This window comes from Natronogracilivirga saccharolytica, assembly GCF_017921895.1.
In the GTDB taxonomy this organism is placed as follows: Bacteria; Bacteroidota; Rhodothermia; order Balneolales; family Natronogracilivirgulaceae; genus Natronogracilivirga; species Natronogracilivirga saccharolytica.
The window spans coordinates 34,551-55,020 of the sequence record NZ_JAFIDN010000002.1; the positions used below are offsets into that span (position 1 = coordinate 34,551).

Here is a 20,470-nt window from a genome sequence, read left to right on the forward strand (position 1 = left end):
CTGCATCAACTGTAACTATTGAGCATTACAGGCATTACAAGCATCAGCATATCCTCATTGTCATCCTGAACGGACGGACGCACAATACCGGCCCGGTTGGGTGTGGAGAACTCGAACATAACCTCAGGATCATCGATATTATTCAGGACATCAAGCAGATATCTTGCATTGAATCCGATTTCCATGGGTTCATCCGAGTATTCTGAGGCGATACTTTCTTTGGCCTCACTGCTCATATCAAGATCTTCCGCCGATATCATGATTTCATCAGGCTTCATTTCCAGTCTGATCTGCCTGGTCGTGGAGCTTGAAAAAACGGCAACGCGCTTGACGGTCGCCAGCATGTGCTCGCGGTTGATCTTCAGTGTTTTGTCATTTTCTCTCGGTATGACCGACTCGTACTTCGGATACTGCTCATTGATCAGCCGTGTGATCACCATGGTTTTACCGGACTTGAAACTGACGTGATCATCGGTAACCATCATGACACATCCGGAATCATCAAGAGCCTTGCCAACCAGGGTCAGAGCTTTTTCCGGCACGATGAAAGAGACTGATTTGGCCGCAGAAATATCGCTTCGTACCAGCCGCACGAGACGATGACCGTCAGTTGCAACAATACGGCTGTCCTCTTCACCTATATCGAAAAAAACACCCATCATGGCAGGACGCAAATCATCGCTTGAAACGGCAAAGCTGGTTTTTTTAATGGCATCTTTAAGGCTTTCCGTCTCAATATTTATGCTTTGGCCTTCCGTCAGTGCCGGCATATCAGGAAAATCCTCTGATTTTTCACCAGCAAGCTTGTAGGTTCCCTTATCGGTCCGGAACCTTACCTGGGCCTTGTCATCAACTTCAAAAGTGACAGGAATGTCGGGAAGCTGCCGCAATGTTTCAATCAGGCGGCGCGCCGGTACGGCGACGGAACCTTCGTTTTCAATATCTGCATCAACATACTCAATAATACTGACTTCCAGGTCAGTGGCACTCAGTTTAATCCGGCTGTCTTCGGTCTCAAATAAGACTGTTTCCAGTATCGGAAGCGTGGCCTTGCTGGGAACGGCGCCGATTACAGCTGTAAGACTTCTTACCAGATCTCCGCTTGTGACGTTGAATTTCATAGATTTACCTGATCGTTGAAAAATTTTGAAGTGTGCTCTTTGGTTGAAGTGTAAAGTACAAAAATCCGGATTTTATTCTAAGAAATAGTAAAGCCTGAATCAATTCATGTCATTTCTTATATTAGTAAGAATAACGGACACGTTAACTGCGTTTTTAACGGAGCATAGAATACGATCCGGTACCGGATACTTTTTGCGTGCTTTAATTGCAGATACGCTATATATCTATCAACACCTTTCTTTTTTTCAGATGACCTTGCGCAACAGTCTCCTGGCTACCCTGCTGCTATTCATAGCTCTTCCGGCATACAGCCAGGGATTTGAACAGGCTAAATACGGCGGTGATTTCCTTTCCGTTGGCGGTGGTGCAAGACCCCTTGGAATGGGCAGCGCGTATACCTCGGTGACAAATGATGTTCTGTCCGGCTACTGGAACCCTGCAGGACTTTCCGGAATTGAAGACTGGCAGTTTGCCTATATGCATTCCGAGCGATTTGCCGGCGTTGTGGGATATGACTATGGCGCCGTTGCCATACCTATCAGCGGTTCAGACGGTGTAGCCGCAGTAAGCTTTTTCCGGCAGGGCGTGGATGGGATCAAAAACACACTGCATGCGTGGGATCCTGAGCAAAATCGTCCGCGTTCAGACCCTGAAAGCTACATGCGTGAATTCAGTACAGCTGACATGGCTTTCTTTCTGTCCTACGCCAATCGCTTTTCCTCAGAATGGCACTGGGGTGTTTCTGCCAAAGTGCTGAACTCGCGGCTTGGCCCGTTTGCTGATGCCTGGGGCTACAGCATTGATGCCGGTGTTCAGATGCGTGGAGAGCGCTATCAGTTCGGCGTTAATGTCATGAACCTTACCACATTGATGAAGTTCTGGTCTGTTGATCATAGTGAACTTGAAGCACTTGAAAGTTTCATCAATCCTGAAACCGGTGAACCTGAAACACTTCCAGAAGGAACCAACGAATATGTCAGGCCTTCCATAAAGATCGGAGGTAGCCGGATTTTTAAATTCGGTGATTACTTGCTGACAACAGCTTTTGATACTGACATTTTATTCGAAGGCCGCCGGACCTATTATATCAATCTCGGAGACGTCAGCTTCCAGCCTCATCTTGGTGCCGAACTTGGTTACAAGGATGTGGTATTTGTCCGGGCCGGTATCACTGATGTGCACATAGATGATGAAAATGATGTTTTTGTATCGCCTACTCTCGGCAGCGGACTGAAAATCGGTGCTTTTTCGGTTGATTACGGATTCAGCAGCTTTGCCGGCATCGCTTCCGACCTGGGCTTTACACACCGAATTTCCCTTCAACTAACGCTGTAAATTAATTTGTCCCCTGCTCCTGTAATCATAATAACAGGTCCTACAGCCACCGGAAAAACTGAACTCTCCATAGCATTGGCCCGATTATTCACGGCTCCTGTAATTTCTGCCGATGCACGTCAATGCTATAAATATCTTGATATAGGTACTGCCAAAGTGTCTGAAGCAATTTTAGAGGAAATTCCGCATTACCATATTTCTACCCTGTACCCAGATGAAACATTTACAGCCGCTGACTTTGCAGCCAGCGCAACAGAGTGGATTGATGATATCCGAAAAACCGGAAAACCTGCCATAATATCAGGCGGAAGCACACTCTACATCGAATCCCTGATCCGCCCTTTTGACCCTGTCCCGCCACGCAATGAAGAAAACATCAGAAAGCTGGAGTCCGAATCCGAAAAACATGGTCTTGAGTACATTGAGCAGAAACTGAAAAAAATTGACCCTGAATATGCTGCCCGTGTTGACGGCCCAAACCGGCACCGGATGTTCCGGGCGCTGGATGTCTGGATGCAGACAGGAAAGCCCTTCAGCAGCTTTCATAAAAACCATGATTTAGACATGCCAGACAACACGTTCTTATACTGCCTTTACCGGGACCGTCCCGAGTTGCATGAACGGATAAACCACCGTGTTGATACCATGCTGGAGCAGGGGCTAGTTGATGAAGTCCGCTCGATTCTTGACATGGGATACACTCCCGGTTTACAGTCCCTTCAGACGGTCGGTTACAGAGAAGTAATAGAATATTTAAAAGACAATACTACCGAAGCACAAATGACAGAAGCCATTAAGACCAATACGCGCCGTTATGCCCGGCGTCAGATTACATGGTTTCGTCGCTGGAAAGACAGTGCCCGCTGGATCAATCAGTCACACAATTCAACTGACGACATTATCCATTATATTCTTGAGGATATTCATAAACTGGAAGCTGATTCCTAAAGGCGTTACCTTCTACAGTTGCCATCATTCATTCCCAATAAATAAACCGTTATGCAGGTAGAAATCATTATCACACTCCGTGAGTCCATCCTCGATCCTAAGGGGAAAGCGTCACACCACGCTCTGGAAAACCTTGGGTTTGAAGATATAAAGGGTGTCCGGATAGGAAAATTCATACAACTTGAAGTCGACACAACAGATCCGCAAAAGGCCAGAGAAGTTGCACGCGAGGCAAGTGAAAAGCTCCTTGCAAACACCGTGATGGAAAATTACGAAATCCGTATCCCCGACAACGCCTGAAACAAGCTCATACAGTATATATGCAGTGTCTGTAACCAGCAGGCTGCCGGACATTCCAGCGTATGATTAATTATGTAAGGGCACCACTTCTGAAGACATAAACAAAATCTTAAACACATGAAATGATCATGACCGGCCGAAATCCGGACACACATGAGCATGATCAAAAACGGTCATGTCATTCTATCTGACATTATAAATCAGAAATTTTATACAGATGAAATGTTCATGACCGGGCAGGCGCGGACACACAGGCGTATGATCAAATACAGTCATGGCATTACATGTGACGATATAAATCCAAACATTTAAACAGATGAAATTCGGCGTACTTGTTTTTCCCGGGTCCAATTGCGATCATGATGCTTATCATGCGATCAAGCACATTCATAACATTGAAACCACATTCATCTGGCACAAAGAGAAAGAGCTGGGTGATGTTGATGCCGTAATTGTTCCCGGCGGCTTTTCATACGGGGATTATCTTCGCAGCGGAGCAATTGCCCGATTCTCTCCTGTCATGAATGAAGTAGTCGCATTTGCCGAGTCCGGTGGCCCCGTGCTAGGTGTCTGCAACGGCTTTCAGATTCTTCTTGAAGCACGTTTGCTTCCCGGGACCATGATGGCCAATGAACAGCTTCGGTTTACCTGCAAATTTGTGCATCTTCGGTGCGAAAACAGGCAGACTCCTTTTACAAACGCCATTCCGGATGACACCATTCTCAATATCCCGGTCGCCCACGGTGAAGGCAATTATTTTGCTGAAAACGACTTGCTGAAAGAACTGGAGGATAACAATCAGATCGTTTTCAGATATTGTGATCAGCGGGGAAACATCAGCCATGATTCCAATCCGAACGGTTCAGCCGCAAATATTGCTGGTATATGCAACCGCAAGGGCAATGTGGTCGGTATGATGCCCCATCCTGAAAGAGCTGTAGAGACCCGGCTTGGCTCTGATCATGGAAAACTGATATTCGATTCGGCCATTTCGCATCTTTCATCCGTCTGATTTCAGAATGCCTTTCCGGGATTAGTCAACCGATATAATATTTTCGAAAAATGGATTTCAACCTTCTTAAAAGAATCGTAAAAACACCCGGAATACCGGGGTTTGAGCAACAAATTCGCAGCCTTGTATCTTCTGAAGCGGCACCTTTTGGTGACTCCGTTTCCACAGATACCATGGGCAATCTCATTATCAAAAAGGGTGCGGGTAAAAAGAGGGTAATGGCTGCAGCTCATATGGATGAGATCGGACTGATGACAACTTATGTAGATGAGCAGGGTTTCATCAGGTTTCATACGCTCGGGGGTTTTGACCCCAGAACACTCTTTGCTCAACGTGTTACCGTGCTGGGGAAAAAGAACCTTCCCGGTGTCTTGGGAGGGAAACCAGCCCATGTACTTACTGATGAGGAAAAAAAGCGTGCCCCAAACATCGATGATCTCTTTATTGATGTCGGATTGCCTGCAAGCAAGGTCAAGGAACTTGTACCTGTCGGAACACCAGTTGTCAGAGACCGCTCCTGCATCAGAATGGGCGACCTTGTTACCGCTAAATCTCTGGACAACAGATTATCGGTTTACTGTCTGATAGAAATACTGAAAAAGGTCACCGTGCCGGATGATATCAGTTTCTTTGCTGTTTTCACGGTTCAGGAAGAGGTTGGTCTCAGAGGTGTCCGTGTCTCCGCAGAAACGATCAGGCCCGATGCAGGCCTGGCCATGGACATCACCATTGCCAATGATATTCCGGGTGTATCCGCTCAAAAAAAGATTACCGAACTTGGAAAAGGACCTGCTGTCAAAATCATGGATGGCAGCGTAATTTCCTCTCCGTCATTTGTACAATACATTGAAGATACTGCAAACCAACATGACATATCCCTTCAGCGTGAAATACTCACATCTGGCGGAACAGATACACCTGCCATGCAGTATCTTACCGGTATTGGTGCACATGTATCATGTCTCTCCATCCCTACCCGCTATGTTCACAGTACCGTGGAGTCTGCCCACGGCAGTGATATAGATGATACCATAACACTTGGCACACATCTCATATCTCAGGCAAATACCTTTTTGCAAGACTCTGACGTTGTAAAAGCCACTGACAATTGAATTAGTAATTAATGACGTCAATCGGGCAACAAAAACTCTACTGCAATGACCTGGTCAAACGGTACAAAAAACGGACCGTCGTTGACCATGTATCCATATCTGTGAACCAGTCACAGATTGTGGGTTTGCTCGGCCCTAACGGAGCCGGTAAGACGACAACATTTTATATCGTTGTTGGTCTGATCCGGCCTGAGAAGGGAAAGGTGTTCCTGAACGACAGAAACATCACGTCTCTTCCGATGTATCGGAGGGCACGGCTCGGAATCGGCTATTTGTCACAGGAAGCCAGTGTTTTCCGCAATCTTACCGTGCGGCAAAACCTCGAATCCGTCCTGGAGTTTTATGATTTGTCCAAACAGGAAAGAAGAGAACGTGCGGACGAACTCATTGAAGAATTCAATCTTCAGACTGTCATCAACAGTAAAGGATATAATTTATCCGGAGGCGAACGGCGCCGGACGGAAATTGCCAGGGCCATGGTAACCAAGCCCAACTTTCTGCTGCTTGACGAACCTTTTGCCGGTGTAGATCCCATAGCCGTAGAAGATATACAGCAAATTATTTCCGGATTGAAAGAGAAAAATATTGGAATTCTGATTACTGATCATAATGTTCATGAGACACTGGCTATTACAGACCGTGCCTATCTTATGTTTGAGGGCAGAATTCTCAAGGAAGGCTCTTCAGACTTTCTTGCTGAAGACAAAGAAGCCAGAAAACTGTATCTTGGTGAACAATTTCGGCTTGACCGATATAACTACGAAACTGAAAAGGAAACTCAGAAATGACTGTAGAAGAAGTTACCGTTCAGGAGTTAAAAGAATTACTGGATAATGATGAACCCGTTTATCTGCTTGATGTACGGGAACGGTTTGAAAAAGACCTTGTGGATATCGGAGGTGATCTGATTCCGCTGGGACAACTTGGCAGCAGGATTTCCGAGATTGAAAGCAACAAGGAAAAGCCGGTTATCATCTACTGCCGCAGCGGGGCACGGAGTGCCGAAGCATGCCGTATGCTGCTGGCTGAAGGTTTTCAGAATGTCAGAAACCTCAAGGGTGGTGTCCTGAAATGGGCTGATGACATTGATCCAAGCCTGCCAAAGTACTGAGCGGGCTCCTGAATATCATCTCACTCTTCTCGCGCAAAACGTGCCCCTGCGATTACTGGCCAATAAAACCGAATATTGTCTTATCTGATCAACTGTCAACTGTGAAACTGACACACTGACACACTGTTACACATACGCGGCAATCTGATTAAGCAGCTCTTCGTTGCTTTCTGTGCGCTTGAGGACCTGAAGCAGGCTCGCCATGGACTCCTTGGGTGATTTTTTAAGCAAATATCGCCTTACCATGTTCCGCTCCTCAAGTGAATCGTCGATAAACTTGTCCTCGTTTCGGGTACCTGATGCTGCAATATTAATAGCCGGGAAAATTCTGTCATTTGCGATCTCGCGGTCAAGAACCAGCTCCATATTGCCAGTTCCTTTAAATTCCTCAAATATAAGGTCATCCATTCTGGAATTCGTTTCCACAAGACAGGTAGCAATGATGGTAAGCGAGCCTCCGTTTTCGATTTTTCTTGCAGAACCGAAAATTTTCTTAGGGATGTCAAGTGCGCGAATATCGAGTCCGCCCGACATGGTACGCCCCCCGCCTGCTTGTGCGGCATTGTAGGCACGACTCAGGCGCGTTATTGAGTCGATAAGCAACACTGAGTCTTTACCCATTTCCGCTTTTCGCTTGACATAGCCCAGCGCCAGTTCGGAAATACGCGTATGGCTTTTGGTGGACTTGTCATTGGATGATGCAAACACCCTTCCCCTGGTGGTTCGGATAAAATCTGTAACCTCCTCAGGCCGCTCATCCACAAGCAGCACAGCCAGCTCAATATCCGGATGGTAATCGTCAATGGACCTGGCTATGTTTTTCAAAAGAACCGTCTTCCCTGTTCTGGGAGGCGCCACAATCAAGGCACGCTGGCCTTTGCCAATGGGAGCTATAAGATCAATAACACGCTGTTCTGTCTCATCAGGAGTTCGTGACAGCTTGATCTGTTCAATTGGCATGATGGGTGTCTGTAGGTCAAACCTGACTGCTTTTGCCCAGACTTCATACGGTTCACCATTAACCTTGCTGACACTTACCAGTCTCTGATTGCCACGCTGATCTTTTTCAATTTCTCCCTCAACAAGTAGCCCCGGTTTCAAATTGAAAAACCGAACCATCTCCGGCATAACGAACGGATCCTGCTGTGTCGCTGAAAATTCGTGATCAAATTTTCTCAAAAATCCGACACCTTTCTCCGTAAGTTCCATCACCCCGGAATATACACCGGCCGGCTTTACATGTTGATTGTCAAGAAAATTGGGAAGACCACCACCACGATTCTGGTTGCCGCCTTTTTTTCCTTTGGGACGGTTTTTGTTTTTCTTCCGTTTTCTGTTGCGACTTTTTTTATCCTGAGAATTACTCATAGTTTTATTGTTGTCGTAGATGTGAATACAGTACCAGTACCATCAGCCGAAGTATTTAAACAGGCATAGCGAATACAGTACAGATGCATTCCGCACTCCTGCTGTCCCGATTATCCGGACAGATTGATTATTTCACAGAAATGTAGAGAATTCCAGGGAGCCGCCTACATGCTCATTGCATGTTATCTGACCGTAGTCTCTTCGGCAATCCAGGAATAACAATCTCTCAGCGAACCATTGATTTCAAGAGATTCACCGGTATTCCAGTTCTGATAGAATTTCTCTTCGGCTGTTGGCGTAACCGGTTCATAAGTCCGGTAGAGTCTGTCAGCCGTACTGGCTACACCTGAGTTACGCTCTTTTGCCTCATCAAGGTAATCCAGTACTAACCAATATACAGCTTTGTCTCTTCTGCCCATATCGCCGCCGGCACAACGTGATACTGCTTCAACGTATATCCTGGCAATGGTGATCTTGGGTTCTCCCCAGTTCGGATCTTCATTGGCAGCACGCCGTGCATAATTTCTTGCTTCCTGAAGCTCCCTCATGCTCAGATAGTTTTCTGCAATACGAAGTGAGCTTTCAGCTTTTTCAGATCCTTCCTGAACTTCATGAGCTTCCCGGAAGTATTGGTTGGCCTCACTATAGTCTCCGCGATCCTGATGCTTATTCGCCAGTCTGAGAATATTTTCTGCACTGGGGTCTTCTTCGTACATTCTGACGGCCATATCCTCCGCTTGTTCAGAGTCGCCGATCGCCATATACAACTCATAAAGCTCATCCATAAGACCCAGATTTGACGGATCCTCTTCCAGATCTCCCAATAGCAGCTCAATACGTTCTTCCGGATCGGTAATCAGCTCATTACGGGTTTCGGCAAAAAACTCCCTGAGGTTGTCATCCGCATATGGTTCGGCACTATTGATTATGGAAAAGGCTCTGTCAGTCTGATTTCTTCTTGCATAGTTCTGCACCATGATCTGAACATAGTATCCGTTTCCGGCTTCCGTAGCCCTTTGCGTGTCCATATTGAACATGGTCTCATAATCTTCCAGTGCCTGCTGATGAGCATTGCTTATGTAATCGGCATGCTCCTGGAAAAAGCGCCCGCGGTTAAAATGCCACCGGTATTTGTCGATCTGTTCGTCATCGAAAAGTGCAAACACCCTGTCATACATCTGCAGAGCGGAGTCAAGATAGGCTTCCCGCAGCGAGGGATCATCCTGCTGTTCGGACATATGCTCGTAAATATTGATCATTCTGCGGAAGTTGCGGTCTCCACGGTAGTTTCCGGGATATTCCTCCATTTGAGTCGGATGTGCTTCTGTCAGCCAGCGGCCGTAAACCAGGGCGGTTTCATACTGTTCATTCCGGTAGTCTTCAGAAAACAGCGACTGAATCTGAAGCGGAGTGTAACCGAATGGTTGTGAATGAGCTGACCCTGCAGCTACAAGAAAAATAAGCAGGAATAACGTTGATCTAATCATGGTCTTGAAATTATACTTAAAGTTGTTGCTACTGCAGACGTCGTTGTATGAACATCAGTTCAGACAAGTTGAATGAAACCTTGAGGCCAAACACTCTTTCCGAAACCAGTCCGTCGCTGTCCGTTCCTCGGAACCCATACTCGGCATTAATATCAATGGAGGAGTTGGTCCTTGAAGACGGAATACCAATACCGGCATGTATCGAAAACGTTTCAATGCTTGAATCATTAAGTTTCAGGTTGCCTGTATCGTATGATACGCCCAGCCGGTATACAAAGTTCGAAAACATGGTCGCACCGTCTCTTCGGGGAGCGATATACTGTCCGCCCAGTCCGGCACGGAACCTGTCCTGAAGATTGGGATCAGATTCGCCATTGAAATTTGAGTAGTTATCCCAGTTCTGATAGAGAAGGTCTGTGCTGAGCTGAAGGGCCGGGTTAATATTGTAGGAAAATCCAGCGCTAGCTTCAAGCGGATATGTGGCATCACCATCGCCATATTCCGAAGCCGGTCTCACATCGACATCCATGAAATCAACCCGTGTTTCAAGACTTCTCTCCGAAACAAAATTTACGGGCAATGATACCATTAATCCAAATGCCGCACGATCATTCTGCCTGAAGGCGTCTCTTCTGGAGTAGTACAGTCCAAAACGGTTCCCAAACCCGTAGTGCGATGTAGATTCTTTAAGATTGGATGAGCGGTAATCGGCATCCTCGAATGAAACCGTTTGCGTTCTGTTAATGGATCCAAGAAACAGAGACGGAGCATAACCGACCGACAAATGCCTTGTAAAGCGGATACCAATACCGGCTTCGATTTTGTTTATGCCTCCGCTGCCCTGATTTTCAATAGAATAATTAAGATCCGACCCGGAATGGTTTTGACTGGCCGGAAGTACATAATCGTTCAGAGTGGTATATCTTGAGCTGGTTTTGGGTGTGATGGATAATGATACACCCATTCGATCGCGATAAATAGGCATAACCATCTGAAACGGTCCGGTCTGGAATTGGGTTGACTGGACCTGCTCTGTTCCGAATGTTGCATCATGGCTTTTCATTTCAAAAACACCGCTGACGTTGGTGAAAACCGCCCGTGACCATGAAGCCGGGTTGGCGACACTCGAAATACGGTTATCATGCATGGCAACCCCGTAAACTCCCATTCCGTCTGCATACGTTGCCCGAAAATCGTATGGTGTTCCAAGACCATAGTGGGAGTATACCGACCCGCCCTTCCATATATCGCGGGACTCAGAGCTGGCTGAAAGACCCACAACGAGAAAAGCAGCTAAAGCCAGTGTTGTGATTAACTTTTGCATAATGCTTACTGATCTTTGGAGAAACTGGTTATGAGTAGCTTGGGGCTTCGTCCCGGGTCGTTTTTACCTGAAATAATGTGCGGGAAAACTCTTCCGTCATTGGCGCCGATAACACCATACAATTTACGGGAATCCGAATTCAGATGAAGCCGTTCATTAACGAGATTGGTCAGATTGAACCGGAATGAGTTGTCTTCAGAACGAATGTTTGACTGGAATGTGGGGTCTGCTGTAATGGCGAAATCCAACTGCTCGTCTTCCAGCTGATACACCCGCATGGTTTCGGAACCCGGACGCAGAAATGTTGACGGAACATCCTGCTGCATACTCACTGTATCTTTATACATCACGAGTTCGACTCGCGAAAAATTGTTTGTGCCCAGGAATTCTTCTGTAAATTCAATATCAAGTTCCAGCATGTGTCTCATGGTATTGAAGACCAGCCGGCTTCCGTCTGCATCATTACTGAAGGTGAGATCTTTTTCAAGCGAAACAGCCCATCGCCGGAATTCCTGGCTGATTCCACCCTCACCGTCAGCAGTTTCAAAAAGCAGTTCAGCCTGAGACGGTTCAAATGAGAACATTTTGCCGTTATCGTCGGCAGGAACAATTGCCAGTCCATGCATTTCTGCTTCATATAATGAATCCCGGACCGCATCGGATTCCGTCATGAAGATTTCACGGTACTTGTCGGCCCATTGCTGATCAAGGGGAACAACAATCGAGTCACTGTCGGTAAGAGTAAATTCTGCAACAACAGAATGTCCGAGTTCCGGAATGGAATCATAGCGCCAGGAGCTGCTTCTCCAGCGCCTTTCGATTTCCACGATGTGATAGCTGGCCGGCTCCGCCTCCATCCCGTAAAAATAATCGGGACTCAGGGCGATGCTGGCCGCGGCACCCGGCCCGATACTGTCTGCTCCCTCTTCGCGATCGATGGAAGGTCTCAGCATGGCTGTTGCAAACAGTTGCCCGATAGCCGGATCATCAACACTTCCGGTGGTTACATATTGTCTGTTTCCGCTGAACGATGGAGTACTGATAATGGAGGTGTCATCCAGCAACACGGTGTCTGCTTTGACAGAGGCATCGTCAGGAGACAGATCACCGCCGACAACAGGAGTATCATCACAACCTGAAAAAATCCATATGGTCAGAAGCAACGCAAGGGATAATGTCAGACGGTTGGAGATGCCGTCGAACGTTTGCATATATTGAAAACCTGTGTTATTCGGTAATTTTTTTGTAGTAATCGGCAAATTTTGCTGACACATCCTGGGGTGAGCCCTGAATTTTGTCGGGTGTGACACCGATCTGACTGAATGTATCATCAAGCTCGCTGCCAAGCTCATTGCCGGTCACAATGTGATCTGCATAACGCAGACCGGCCCTGAGAAAGTCTACCTTGCCGTCGAAAATAACGGAACTTCGGTCAAAGTCGTCAGGAAGTGCCATTATGTCCAGGATGCTTTCATCAAATATGCCGTGATTTGTTGCACTGTGCACATTAAAAACTACCCGGGTATTCGAAAAATTGTCATCGTTTTTATAAACAGACTTCAGAAAAACCGGGATAAAACCGGACGCCCAGTCATGGCAATGAATTACGTCGGGCTTCCAGCCGAGTTTCTTAACGGTTTCCAGAACACCCTTATTATAAAAAACGAGGCGCTGATCATTATCAGGAAAAAAAGTATCGGTCTTCTCGTCAGTAAACAGACCTTTCCTTTTGAAAAAAGTGTCGTTATCGAGAAAATAGACCTGAAGCTTGGCATTGGGAATGCTTGCAACTTTTATGCGCATGCTCTCATCCCGGTCGGCAACACGTACTTTTATACCCGCAAGCCGTATTACCTCATGAAGCCGGTTGCGCCTGTCGTTGATCGAACCGTATTTGGGGAGTAGCAACCGAATTTCAAACCCTTTATCCTGCAGTGATGCCGGCAAAAAACGCAGCAGATCTGCAGTGTGTGTCATGCGTGCGAAAGGTGATATTTCTGCAGCGGCATATAAAATTTTCATAGTAAGACGTTTGACTTTTCAGAACTGCCTTTGGCAATCCGGACAATAGTATTGGTGAACGATCAAATCGTGTTTGGTTAATCTTGTAAAGATACGGAAAATCGGCCTTAGATTAAAATATTCAAGGCTCTTCTGCCTCAATATCGGAGATATTTGAGTCTTCCCGGGCATCTCTGGAGTTCCTGTTGCTGATTGCGGCAATATGCCGTATCCGTTCTCTGTCAAGACTTTCCAGCATCTCATCCGTATACCGCCACAACCAGTTGTTTTCAGTAGTTCCGGGGAAGTTCATGCGATGCTCCCCGTCAAGGTCCATAAAATCCTGAAGCGGAAAGATAGCCTGATTGGCAACCGACAGCATACCCAGACGGATAAGCTGCCAGCTGACATCCGAACCGTCAGACTGTGTATACTCCCTGAGATAGTTGCGCTCTTTCTCAGGAGCCTGCTGGTACCAGCCAATAGTCGTGTCGTTGTCGTGTGTCCCCGAATAAACGATGCAGTTGGATGTCCCATAGTTGTGCGGAAGAAATCCATTGCCGGGATCATCAAATGCGAATTGAAGTACTTTCATGCCAGGAAAGTTGAACTGATCCCTCAGCCTGACCACATCAGGAGTAATAACCCCCAGGTCTTCAGCGATGATGGGCAGCTTGCCAAGTTCTTTTTCAATGGCAAAAAACAGTTTTTCTCCGGGCCCTTTAACCCATCGCCCGTTTTGAGCTGTTTTAGCATCAGCCTTGATCTCCCAGTAAGCGTCAAATCCTCTGAAATGATCAACACGGATAGCATCAAACATGACAAACATCTGCCGGAAACGTTCAATCCACCATTTATAGCCGTCTTTTTCCAGCTCCTTCCAGCGATATAGCGGGTTCCCCCACAGTTGTCCCGTCTCGCTGAAATAATCCGGCGGCACACCGGAAACAAGCAACCGGTTTCCGGTTTCATCAACATCAAAAAATTTCTTGTTTGCCCAAACATCGGAACTGTTATGGTCGACGAAAATCGGAATGTCACCGATAATTTTTATCTGCTTGCCGTTCGCATATTTACGCAGGGCCATCCACTGCTCAAAAAACTCAAACTGTATCCAGTACTGAGATTCAATGCGCTTTTTCAGCCGCTTTCTGGCGTTACTGAGTGCCTTGCCCTCACGCCTGGCCAGCGCCTCATCCCACTGGTTCCACGGTTTTTTATCGTTTTCAAGCAGACAGGCCATAAACAGGACATAATCATCCAGCCAGTGGCTGTTGTCTTTCTTGAATGCCCTGAACCTTTTTTTCTCCTTCTCATCAGATTTCTGATAAAAGCGTTCACACGCAATATTGAACAGCTTGTCTTTTATGGCGTAGGCTTTGTCATAATCTGCTGTTGTTGATTGAGGCAGCCTGCTTTCTTCCAGTTCTGATGCCGTGAGAAGCCCTTTTGCCCTGAGCACCTCGGGACTAACAAGGTAGGGATTTCCGGCAAATGCCGAGTAACTGGCATAAGGGGAATTGCCGAATCCGGTCGGACCAAGGGGCAGAATCTGCCAAACCCCCTGGTGTGTTTCCTCAAGAAAGTCAATAAAGCGGTAGGCTTTTTCTCCCAGGTCTCCAATGCCATAGTCGGACGGAAATGATGTCGGGTGGACAAGCGTACCGAATGATCTCGTAAAATCCATAAAAAAATAATGTATTAATTACTCTGATTTGATTACCAGTCCTGCAAGAGGCGGTATATTGATCTGAATACTGGCCGGCTGATTATGCCACTCTCCCTCGACGGCTTCAAGTTCCGCATTTCCGAAGTTGCTGCCTCCGTAAAATTCGGAGTCACTGTTGAACAGAATACGGTATTTTCCCTCTTTGGGCACTCCGATATAATAATCGTAATGAACCTGCGGTGTGAAATTGAAAATGCATACTACCGAGTCATAATCATTTTTGCCTTTCCGGATAAAGGCAAGTATGCCGCTGTCGGCATCTGAAAAATCGATCCATTGAAATCCGCTCCAGTCAAAATCAATCTGATACAGCGGTTTCTGCTCCTTGTAGAGTTTGTTCAGGTCACGAATGAGGGTATGGATGCCTTTATGCCGCTCATATTCGAGCAGGTTCCAGTCTAGTGATTTTTCACTGTTCCACTCGGACCATTGCGCCAGTTCTGCGCCCATGAACAGAAGCTTTTTCCCCGGATGGCAGAACATATATGTGTACAGGAGCCTCAGATTTGCAAATTTTTGCCAGTCGTCGCCGGGCATCTTGGAAATCAGCGAACGCTTCATGTGCACCACTTCATCGTGCGACAGCGGCAGAAGGAAATTCTCCGTAAAAGCATAAATCAGGGAGAATGTAAGCTGATTGTGATGATATTTTCGGAATATCGGATCAATCGCCATGTACTTCAGCGTATCATTCATCCAGCCCATATTCCACTTGTAATCAAACCCGAGTCCGCCGATATAAGTCGGGCGGGACACCATCGGCCAGGAAGTGGACTCTTCGGCCATAGTCACAACGCCGTCGAATTCTTCGTTGACAACTTCATTGAAACGCTTCACAAAGTTGATGGCTTCAATATTTTCACGCCCTCCATACTGGTTCGGAACCCAGTCACCGTCTTCACGGGAGTAGTCGAGATACAGCATCGATGCCACGGCATCCACCCTGAGCCCGTCTATATGGAATTTGTCGCACCAGAAAACAGCGTTGGAGATAAGGAAATTCTGCACCTCTGTGCGGCCGAAGTTGAAAATCAGTGTCCCCCAGTCCCTGTGCTCACCCTGGCGCGGATCGACGTGCTCATACAGGGCGGTTCCGTCGAACATGCGCAGACCGTGATCATCTTTTGCGAAGTGCGCAGGAACCCAGTCCACAATCACACCGATGTCTTCCTGATGGCACCTGTCAATGAAATACATAAGATCTTCCGGTGGACCGAACCGGGAAGTCGCTGCATAATAGCCGGTTATCTGATAACCCCAGGAGGGGTCGTAGGGATGCTCGGCAACCGGGAGCAGCTCGATGTGAGTGTATCCAAGTTCTTTTACGTAACTAACCAGATCATCTGCAAGCTCGCGGTATGACAGGAAGCCGGAAGGATCGAGTTCCTTTTTTTTCCAGGATCCCAGATGCACCTCATAAATGGACATCGGGGCGTCAAACGATTTATTCCTTTTGCTCATCCACTCACTGTCGGACCACTCGTAAGTGTTGATATTCTTTATTATGGAAGCATTACGGGGCCGCATTTCCGAGTAAAAGGCGTACGGATCAGCCTTTAGCAGCGGGACATCCTGCCCCTCAACTGCAATTTCGTATTTGTAGACATCCCCGTCCGCCAGCCCGGGAATGAAAATCTCCCATAATCCCTGCTCGTGATACTTGCGCATGGGATGCCTTCGCCCGTCCCAGTCATTGAATGACCCAACTACGCTCACCCGTTTCGCACCCGGTGCCGTGACAACAAAACGTGTACCGGCAATACCGCCTATTTCCATCAGATGGGCGCCCATCCATTCATAGGCCCTTCTGTGCGTACCTTCTCCCCAGAGCTGCAAATCGTAATCACTCAGTGTCGGGCCAAAAGAATAGGGATCGTGGAGCGTATACTCGGCACCTTCAAACGGAACAATTTCATAGTAGTAGTCAAAACTCTCGTTTTTACCTTCAAAAAATGCCTCAAAAACACCAGCTTCGCTGATTTTTGACATTTCATGGTAGGATGTGCCGTTTTCATACCATATCTTTACAATTTCCGCGTTAGGTTGAACGGTGCGTATCACTATCCCCTTTTTTTTACCTTTACTGACCGAATGAGGCCCGAGAATGGAAAACGGATCGGAATGATCAGCCCGCTCAAGAGCTTGTATCTGAGCTTGGTCTAACAATTTCTTTGTCACAGGCGAATATTTATTAGAGGATAGTTTTCAAATTCCGGGGTAAAATACAAAGAATTACCTAAAAATAACTCACCCCTTTTACAATGCTTGATTTGTATCCGGTGCAGAAAGTAAACGCAATTTTTTTTGAATTTCAACAGATGATTGGAACAGTTTGAATGCTTCACGACTCATAGCTCGCCGGTATCTCTTTTCGAGAAAACATATCACTCTGATCAGCACCCTGACCATGATCAGCATTGCCGGAGTGACTGTCGGCACCGCACTTCTGATTGTGGTACTGTCAGTTTTCAACGGTTTTTTTGACATAATCAAAGGCATGCTGCTGTCGAGTGATCCGGACCTTCGCATCGAGTCGGCCGAGGGGCGGGCCTTTACTGATACCGGAGAACTTGATTCCGCCCTTGCTGATATACCGGAAATATCTGTCCGCTCTCCCTATATCCAGGGGAAGGCGCTCGTGGCTCACAGAGGCAGCAGAGACCAGGTGGTCACAGTAAAGGGCATTGACCCGGAACGATTTGCTCAATATGCCGACCTGGATGCACTGCTTACGGCAGGAGGACTCGACCTGGAAGTACGTGACCAAAAGCCAGGGATCCTGATCTCCGATCCCCTTGCCCGAAGTCTCAGGCTTAACACCGGGGATGAGTTGTCCCTTTTGAGCGCCTCCGGAATGCAGCGGGCCCTGACACAGTTTACAGGACCGAGAATCAGCCGGTTTGAAGTCAGGGGTATCTACAGCCTGCAGCAGGTCATAGAAGACCCGGTCATATATATTGATATCCAGGCGGCTCAGCGGCTCTTTGACCTTAGAAATCAGATATCCGGTGTTGATATCAGCCTGCACAATCACGAGAAAGCCGAGGCAGTCAAGGCAAAACTGCAAAAACAGCTTGGTGATCAATATAATGTAATGACGTGGTATGACCTGCAGCGTCCGCTGTATGATGTGATGAACCTCGAAAAGTGGGGAGCTTATTTTATTCTGATGATCATCGTACTTGTTGCTGTTCTGAACATCGTCGGATCACTTACCATGATCGTCATCCAGAAGCAGCGGGATATCGGACTGCTGCGTTCTATCGGATTCCGGAAAAATGACATCAAGAAAATTTTTCTGCGCCAGGGCCTTTATATCGGGCTGATCGGATGCCTGATCGGAGGAGGACTTGGACTGCTGCTTGCATTCCTGCAGGACAGGTATGAAATGGTCAAGCTTGCCGGGGCGGAATCATTTATTATTTCAGCCTATCCGGTTCAGATTCTCTGGCCCGATGTCGTTTTTGTCCTCGGCGGAAGCTTGCTGCTGTGCATCGCAGCGAGCTGGTACCCGGCCGTCAGGGCCGCATCCATTCAGCCTGCAGATGCTGTCCGGAATGAGTAGGTTCACCAGTGCAGTGTTCCCGGCTCACATGATTTACTCTGAATAGCTGTCAGGCAGGTCATTTTCATAAAGTACCACATCACCGGCTTTCAGTTTCTGCTGCAGCTTGCTGTTGGCCTCATTCAGGCTGCTGACCACCGTGATGTTCCCTTCAGGGTACCCGCCCAGGGTCAATCCTTCAAAAACGGGCCGGGTCTGATTCTGTCCTACAAGAAAAACATGGTCCGGCGGATGTTTTGCCATCCATTTCCCGAATTCCCGGTTTTCCTCATCCTGGCGGTCTCCCAGCTCAATCATGCCTGGTGTAATGACATATTTTTTCCCGGCCCGGAATGAGCTGAGCACCGAAACAGCGTTGCGGGCGCCCACCGGATTGGAGTTGAATGCATCATCTATGACAAGCACGCCATTTCTCTTCTTCAATTCAAGGCGATGCTCTACCGGCGCCGCCTTGCTCAAGCCTATGCGCACTGTAGCAGGCCTGAGCCCGGCTATGAGTCCGGCTGCTGCGGCATGCAGCGCATTCATCACACTGTGCTCCCCCAGCAATGACATGGATATACGCTCCTGCAAACCCGTCCTGAGCGATGAGTCGTGCACTCCTTTGTCACTTACAACTTGCATTTCAAACGTACATCCGTTTTCATCATAGGTGATGTCGCGGGCTCGGATGTGATTGTGATCCGGTGACAGCCCGGTAAAAATCACCTCTACATCAGAGCGCATACCCGCCATATTCCTGACTTTCTGATCATCTCCGTTCAGAATGGCCGTCCCCCCTGATTTGAGATGCCTGATCAGGGCTGACTTGGTCTGAGCTATGGCTTCAACAGAACCGAAACTTTCCAGATGGGATACTCCGATGTTGGTAATCACCGCAACATCCGGCTGTGCTATTTTACAGAGCTCATCAATATTTCCTTCATACCGGGCCCCCATCTCAAGAACAAGTATCTGATGAGAGGCCTGAAGATCATTGTTGATTACCTTGCATATCCCCATCGGGGTATTGTAACTGCCCGGTGTTGTACAGACATTGTAGCGCTCCTTGAGAACAGCGTCGATCAGAAACTTTGTGCTCGTTTTCCCGTAGCTGCCGGTGATGGCGATCACCTTAAGACCGGGCATGTTTTGTATCTTTGTTGCTGCTTTTTTCTTGAATCGATTCTGAAAAAACAACTCCAGCGGATATAAGACCGTGGCTCCAAGCACAAGCAGGTAGGGAAGCAGCAGACTTGCCAGAACCCAGGTGAATATAAGAGAATAGGCATCCGGATAGAGACTGCCCCTGTAAAAGGCAAATGACGTCCCTATGAGAGGGATCCATACGGAAAAAAATGAAAAAACAGCTGTAAGACGCAGCATTCTGGCGGTATAAACCAGCGGTTTTTTGGCAGCAGAAATATCATACTGAGATATGCTTCCGAACCAGAAAACGGAGAAAATCAGCAGCACAACAGTAACCGCGGTGGATGTCAGCCAGTCCTCAAGGTAGGCAACACCAATCAGTGCTACCAGTATCAGCGCCAGATGAGGTACCGGAAACAGAATGGTATTCCAGTGACGAAAAAGCCACCTGCTGAACTCATTGATTTTATAACCGTTTTGCTGAAATATGTGAAGGAGGTATTGTCCTCTGTAAATAGCATTCCGAAGCATTACAAAGATGACAACCCAGCAAAAAAGCTCTATAGCCGTGTAATACCAGATCAAAATCGGGACTTATTTGAGTTACATTTAATTGCATGATATTTTAATGCGCGTAATATACCAAAGTCTGATATCTTGTCAGTCGTTTCTTTACGGCATGACTTCTGATGTCAAAAATCGAACATTTTAACGCATGAAATACCCATGACAGAGCATAAACTCTGACAAACAGGCGTATGATTGAAACTGTCAGGGTATTTCACTTCGTGAACTTCGGTTCATCTGTCATTATAATTCGAAAATTTTAAACACATGAAATGTCCATGACCGGGCTGGCGCCCGGACAAACAGGCGTATGATTAAATACGGTCATGGCATTACATCTGACCATATGAATCAAAAATTT

At 47.2% G+C, this 20,470-nt stretch carries 17 protein-coding genes; 8 read left to right on the forward strand and 9 right to left on the reverse strand.

The genetic code is table 11. The features are described 5' to 3' along the window. Positions 1–5 precede the first annotated feature (5 nt). Entirely contained in the window at positions 6–1,121 is a 1,116-nt protein-coding gene (gene dnaN / locus NATSA_RS02455; RefSeq protein ID WP_210510119.1) for a DNA polymerase III subunit beta, read from the reverse strand. A gap of 193 nt (positions 1,122–1,314) precedes the next feature. On the opposite strand from dnaN, the gene NATSA_RS02460 reads away from it, so the two are divergent. The 7 genes from NATSA_RS02460 (at position 1,315) to NATSA_RS02490 (ending at position 6,940) form a co-directional block, all read left to right on the forward strand. After that, entirely contained in the window at positions 1,315–2,457 is a 1,143-nt protein-coding gene (locus NATSA_RS02460) for a PorV/PorQ family protein (RefSeq protein ID WP_246481632.1), read from the forward strand. Positions 2,458–2,463: 6 nt separating this feature from the next. After that, complete coding sequence (gene miaA / locus NATSA_RS02465) at positions 2,464–3,405, forward strand: tRNA (adenosine(37)-N6)-dimethylallyltransferase MiaA (protein WP_210510121.1); 942 nt, start codon at positions 2,464–2,466, stop codon at positions 3,403–3,405. 51 nt (positions 3,406–3,456) lie between these two features. Then, positions 3,457–3,705, forward strand: a complete 249-nt coding sequence (gene purS, locus NATSA_RS02470; RefSeq protein ID WP_210510124.1) for a phosphoribosylformylglycinamidine synthase subunit PurS — start codon at positions 3,457–3,459, stop codon at positions 3,703–3,705. A 316-nt stretch (positions 3,706–4,021) separates the two neighbouring features. Continuing rightward, positions 4,022–4,717 carry a phosphoribosylformylglycinamidine synthase subunit PurQ gene (purQ, locus tag NATSA_RS02475; protein ID WP_210510125.1) on the forward strand — a complete coding sequence of 232 codons (696 nt, stop codon included), beginning with the start codon at positions 4,022–4,024 and terminating at the stop codon, positions 4,715–4,717. A 50-nt stretch (positions 4,718–4,767) separates the two neighbouring features. After that, entirely contained in the window at positions 4,768–5,829 is a 1,062-nt protein-coding gene (locus NATSA_RS02480) for a M42 family metallopeptidase (protein WP_210510127.1), read from the forward strand. Between the two features lie 11 nt (positions 5,830–5,840). Beyond that, entirely contained in the window at positions 5,841–6,617 is a 777-nt protein-coding gene (gene lptB / locus NATSA_RS02485) for an LPS export ABC transporter ATP-binding protein (protein ID WP_210510129.1), read from the forward strand. Then, positions 6,614–6,940 carry a rhodanese-like domain-containing protein gene (locus tag NATSA_RS02490; protein ID WP_210510131.1) on the forward strand — a complete coding sequence of 109 codons (327 nt, stop codon included), beginning with the start codon at positions 6,614–6,616 and terminating at the stop codon, positions 6,938–6,940. The genes lptB and NATSA_RS02490 overlap by 4 nt, the downstream gene beginning before the upstream one ends. 126 nt (positions 6,941–7,066) lie before the next feature. On the opposite strand, the gene rho is transcribed toward NATSA_RS02490, so the two are convergent. The 7 genes from rho to glgB form a co-directional block, all read right to left on the reverse strand. Beyond that, positions 7,067–8,308: a transcription termination factor Rho gene (gene rho / locus NATSA_RS02495; RefSeq protein ID WP_210510133.1), complete on the reverse strand. Its 1,242-nt coding sequence runs from the start codon at positions 8,306–8,308 to the stop codon at positions 7,067–7,069. 182 nt (positions 8,309–8,490) lie between these two features. Continuing rightward, a complete protein-coding gene (locus NATSA_RS02500; protein WP_210510135.1) occupies positions 8,491–9,795 on the reverse strand; it encodes a tetratricopeptide repeat protein in 1,305 nt (434 codons plus the stop codon). 28 nt (positions 9,796–9,823) lie between these two features. Further along, entirely contained in the window at positions 9,824–11,119 is a 1,296-nt protein-coding gene (locus NATSA_RS02505; RefSeq protein WP_210510137.1) for a hypothetical protein, read from the reverse strand. 5 nt (positions 11,120–11,124) lie between these two features. Then, positions 11,125–12,330, reverse strand: a complete 1,206-nt coding sequence (locus NATSA_RS02510; RefSeq protein ID WP_210510139.1) for a hypothetical protein — start codon at positions 12,328–12,330, stop codon at positions 11,125–11,127. A gap of 16 nt (positions 12,331–12,346) precedes the next feature. Further along, positions 12,347–13,141: a glycogen/starch synthase gene (locus NATSA_RS02515; protein WP_210510140.1), complete on the reverse strand. Its 795-nt coding sequence runs from the start codon at positions 13,139–13,141 to the stop codon at positions 12,347–12,349. Positions 13,142–13,262: 121 nt separating this feature from the next. Next, on the reverse strand, positions 13,263–14,807 hold the full coding sequence (gene malQ, locus NATSA_RS02520) for a 4-alpha-glucanotransferase (protein WP_210510141.1): 1,545 nt from the start codon (positions 14,805–14,807) through the stop codon (positions 13,263–13,265). Positions 14,808–14,825: 18 nt separating this feature from the next. Beyond that, the gene (gene glgB, locus NATSA_RS02525) at positions 14,826–17,027 is read right to left on the reverse strand and encodes a 1,4-alpha-glucan branching protein GlgB (RefSeq protein WP_336244673.1); all 2,202 of its coding nucleotides are present in this window, start codon (positions 17,025–17,027) and stop codon (positions 14,826–14,828) included. A 154-nt stretch (positions 17,028–17,181) separates the two neighbouring features. Here glgB and NATSA_RS02530 point away from each other — a divergent pair, with 154 nt between their 5' ends. Next, on the forward strand, positions 17,182–18,414 hold the full coding sequence (locus NATSA_RS02530; RefSeq protein ID WP_246481637.1) for an ABC transporter permease: 1,233 nt from the start codon (positions 17,182–17,184) through the stop codon (positions 18,412–18,414). Between the two features lie 33 nt (positions 18,415–18,447). Here the strand turns inward: NATSA_RS02530 and NATSA_RS02535 are convergent, their stop codons facing one another. Next, positions 18,448–20,127 carry a UDP-N-acetylmuramoyl-tripeptide--D-alanyl-D-alanine ligase gene (locus NATSA_RS02535; protein ID WP_246481639.1) on the reverse strand — a complete coding sequence of 560 codons (1,680 nt, stop codon included), beginning with the start codon at positions 20,125–20,127 and terminating at the stop codon, positions 18,448–18,450. Positions 20,128–20,470 lie beyond the last annotated feature (343 nt).